The organism is Agriterribacter sp., from assembly GCF_035444585.1.
Classification (GTDB): domain Bacteria; phylum Bacteroidota; class Bacteroidia; order Chitinophagales; family Chitinophagaceae; genus Agriterribacter.
Genome location: NZ_DAOMOZ010000323.1, coordinates 1 through 3,693, shown reverse-complemented (window position 1 = coordinate 3,693; position 3,693 = coordinate 1). Strand labels below are relative to the sequence as shown.

Here is a 3,693-nt window from a genome sequence, read left to right as displayed (position 1 = left end):
TCATTATCCGCACCAAAAAAAACCTTCCTCGTTTTTGTTTGCTCAAGCACCCCCATACTTAAAAAATTTACACTTCAAACCAGTATTGCGCTTATTCTAAAATGACCTAATTCCCGAAGCTGCTACAAAGTAATATTTTCATAATTATACTTAAGCTTCATACCGGCATGTAAAATTACTAATAAAATCTTCTGCGGTTCCTTTTATTCCAGTACAACACCAGCAAAAAGCCTACCAGAGCGCCGCCCAGGTGCGCCCAGTGGGCTACATTGTCGCCGGCAGAATTGCGAACGCCCATATAAAATTCCATAGCCGCATACATCAATACAAACCATTTGGCTTTAATGGGTATAAAAAAATACAAATATATAAGGCTGTTGGGGAAGAGATAACCGAATGCCGCAAGGCAGCCAAAAACTGCACCCGAAGCACCTACGGTGGCAGTATTGATCTTGAAATTGGGAGAATACAAAAGATCCGCCTGCTGATCCGGAGATAAAGAATGAAAGAGCTCCATGATGGGAACGTTCTCGATATACAAAACGCCCAGATGCAATAGCCCTGCTCCCAGACCGCAGGCCATATAAAAAATGAGGAATCTTTTAGCGCCCCAGTAATTTTCCAGTACATTGCCAAACATCCACAATGCAAACATGTTGAAGAAAATGTGTCCAAAGCTTCCATGCATAAAAAGATGTGTTACCAACTGATGCGGCCGGAAATAAACCGAATGCACATCATGCAATGCAAAAAGATTCTCCAGTGAAAACATTCCCGTTTGCTGAAATGTTACCTGGGCTAAAAAAACCAGTCCATTGATGATCAGTAAATTTTTTACCACAATTGGCAATACCTGAAATCCACCCGGGCGAAATTCTGTCATAATTATTCAATTGATTAATGTGCGAAAATAAACCATACGGCATAATGAGGCTGTCTAAAAAGCAATAATTTACCACAAAGTCATGAAGACACGGAGAAAATAAACCCGGAACATTATTACTTATGTCGTCAATGATGATCATCAGGCATATCCTCTAAACCGCACCATTAAAACAGTTCCTTCATGCCGCTACTATATTATCTTAGTTTTAACTGAACTACATTTTCAATATGATGCGTATGGGGAAACATATCTACAGGCTGTACTTTTGTTACCTCGTATTTTTCATGCAGCAGCTGCAGGTCCCTGGCCTGCGTGGCACTGTTGCAGCTAACGTATACCACCAGCGGGGCCCGCATTTCCAATATTTTCTGCACTAATTTATCGTGCATACCGGCGCGGGGTGGATCGGTAATGATTACATCGGGTTTCCCGTGCTGCATAAAAAAAGCATCATTGCATATATCAATTACATCTCCCGAAAAAAAATCTGCATGTGCCACATTATTCAATAAAGCGTTCTCTCTTGCATCAGCTATGGCTTCGGGTATAAGCTCCACACCTATAACTTTTTTTGCCAGCTTGCTTACAAAAATGCCGATGCTGCCCGTGCCGCAATACAGGTCGTATACCGTTTCATTGCCGGTTAACTCAGCAAATTCCCTGGTTACCTGGTATAATTTCTCGCCCTGCCGGCTGTTGGTTTGAAAAAAAGATTTCGGGCTTATCTTGAACCGGAAGTCTTCGAGCCATTCCGTGATATACCCTTTACCATAATATATTTCGGGTTCCAGGTCGTATATGCTGTCGTTTCTTTTGGGATTGATGGTATACAGTAAAGTGGTAATGGAAGGAACCCGGGCCAGCAAATGATCCATCAACTTTTGCTGTTCTGCTTTTTCTTCATAGGCCACACAAATATTTACCATTACTTCACCAGTGGTGCATACCCGTATAATAAGATTACGCAGCCATCCGGTGTGTTGCCGGATATCATAAAAAGGATATCCCTGCCGTATAGAAAATTCACGCACAGTGTTTTTGATAAGATTGGTGGGCTCTTCCATCAGGTGACAGGTAGTGATATCAATAACCTTATCAAAAATACGCGGTACATGAAAGCCCAGCGCAGGGTCTTCTTTTCTTTCGCCCCGCGGTTGCAGGGGCAGGGGATCATTTTGTATTTCATCCCATGTTTTATACCTGTGGTTGCTGAAAGTAAATTCTAATTTATTGCGGTAGCGTACGGTTTTATCGCAACCCAGAATAGGCATTACGGGCGGCAGGTTGATGCGCCCCAGCCTGCGAAGGTTTTGCTCTACTTCATTTTGCTTATATGCCAGTTGTTGCTCATAAGGCAGCATCTGCCATTTGCATCCCCCGCAAATCCCAAAATGACTGCAAAAAGGTTCGGTCCTGTTCGCAGACAGGGTATGTATGCGAATAGCTTTCCCTTCTGCCCAGTCTTTTTTATTTTTTCCCAGTAACACATCCGCTATGTCGCCCGGAACAGCGCCTTCAATAAAAATTACTTTGCCATCTATCCTGCCGAGAGATTTGCCCTCTGCTGCGTAATCCTCTACCAGTACCCGTTCCAGCACCTGGTTTTTGACTTTTTTTCGGCTCATGAACCGCAAAAGTACGCCTTGTGCGCCATGCTGCATCCAATCCTACAGCCAATCCTTATCTTCAAGCTCAAAAACTTCGTGTGCCTTACAATTGAGTACTGCTGCAATTTTGAAGGCCAGCATTGCAGAAGGAACGAACCTGCCGGCTTCAATTGCAATGATGGTTTGCCGGGCAACTTTCACTTTTTCGGCCAATTCTGCCTGTGTCATATTTTGCTTTGCCCGCTCAACTTTAATAAAATTCTTCATCCCGCATCATTTTAATATTGCCTGATGCTTCAGATAATGAAAGCTTATTGTGGCAATAATGAGCGTCAGGGCTAAAAACTGGTAGGCAGAAACAGAAAGGATCACATCATACTCCCGCCTGAAACGCCAATTGAGAAAAAGATAATTGTAAAGATGAGTAATAGAAAACGCCACGATGATAGCGCGTGTTAACGCCTTGAATTTAAGGCCATGCATCATTTCGTCGTCTGTTCTTTCTTTGGAAAAAAAGATAAAAACAAGTCCCCAGCTAAGCCCGACGGCCAATTCATTGGTATCAAGAATCCCCTTTTTATGATACTGCCGAAAAAAGCTGATCACTCCTGCGATAATTATCAGCAGCCCTAATATTTTTACCCAATATGAATAAGGAAAAGAACTTTGCTTCATAAAAGTAATTTTTACATTACCAAATGTAATGTATAGTTTACATTTATAAAATATTACCTGCTTCCTTTCACGGAATATTTTAAATTTTTACGCAGCAATGAATTATGGGTTTAGCAGAACTTGAGCTATTTGGTATTGATCGTTAACCGGTTATACGCTTTAAAAAGATGAAAAACCAGGAAACCGGATGGGTTGGGTTGGCGATTGGGAGTAAATCATCCCGCAAAATAAAAGATTAAGAAAAAAATAATTTTAATGAAAAATACTGTAGATTTGGCACCGTAAATAAAAAAAAGGTCTTCTGTAGAAACAGATGACCTCTAACGATTGCTTGCCATATGAAAATTCTTAATCAGTCTTGTTCTGTAAATGATCGCAACGTTGCTGCTTTCATTTAGATGCCTCTAACACTTGCCATTTTCCTGCTTCACGATTGCTTGTCTTTTTCTCTTTCCTCATTTGCTGATGTAAAAGTAGTACGCGAATTTTTACCCTGCAAAACAAGTTGTTCGTAATTTTATCATG

Annotated in this window: 4 protein-coding genes; all 4 read right to left on the bottom strand. The window is 41.3% G+C overall.

What is annotated here, in order from left to right; all coding sequences use genetic code 11:
* Nucleotides 1-178: 178 nt before the first annotated feature.
* The 4 genes from PLH26_RS20920 to PLH26_RS20905 all read right to left on the bottom strand — a co-directional run bounded on the left by PLH26_RS20920 (nt 179) and on the right by PLH26_RS20905 (nt 3,168).
* A complete protein-coding gene (locus tag PLH26_RS20920; protein ID WP_324587963.1) occupies nt 179-883 on the bottom strand; it encodes a rhomboid family intramembrane serine protease in 705 nt (234 codons plus the stop codon).
* 197 nt (nt 884-1,080) lie between these two features.
* Nucleotides 1,081-2,511: a 23S rRNA (uracil(1939)-C(5))-methyltransferase RlmD gene (rlmD, locus tag PLH26_RS20915; RefSeq protein WP_324587962.1), complete on the bottom strand. Its 1,431-nt coding sequence runs from the start codon at nt 2,509-2,511 to the stop codon at nt 1,081-1,083.
* A 42-nt stretch (nt 2,512-2,553) separates the two neighbouring features.
* Nucleotides 2,554-2,760 (bottom strand): helix-turn-helix transcriptional regulator, encoded by a 207-nt coding sequence (locus PLH26_RS20910; protein ID WP_324587961.1) that lies wholly within the window; start codon nt 2,758-2,760, stop codon nt 2,554-2,556.
* Nucleotides 2,761-2,766: 6 nt separating this feature from the next.
* Entirely contained in the window at nt 2,767-3,168 is a 402-nt protein-coding gene (locus PLH26_RS20905; RefSeq protein WP_324587960.1) for a hypothetical protein, read from the bottom strand.
* Nucleotides 3,169-3,693: the final 525 nt, after the last annotated feature.

What these genes read in the sequence shown, in the direction of transcription:
- PLH26_RS20910 (WP_324587961.1), bottom strand. Translation starts at nt 2,760, where the DNA reads ATGAAGAATTTTATTAAAGTTGAGCGGGCAAAGCAAAATATGACACAG.
- PLH26_RS20905 (WP_324587960.1), bottom strand. Translation starts at nt 3,168, where the DNA reads ATGAAGCAAAGTTCTTTTCCTTATTCATATTGGGTAAAAATATTAGGG.
- rlmD (WP_324587962.1), bottom strand. Translation starts at nt 2,511, where the DNA reads ATGAGCCGAAAAAAAGTCAAAAACCAGGTGCTGGAACGGGTACTGGTA.
- PLH26_RS20920 (WP_324587963.1), bottom strand. Translation starts at nt 883, where the DNA reads ATGACAGAATTTCGCCCGGGTGGATTTCAGGTATTGCCAATTGTGGTA.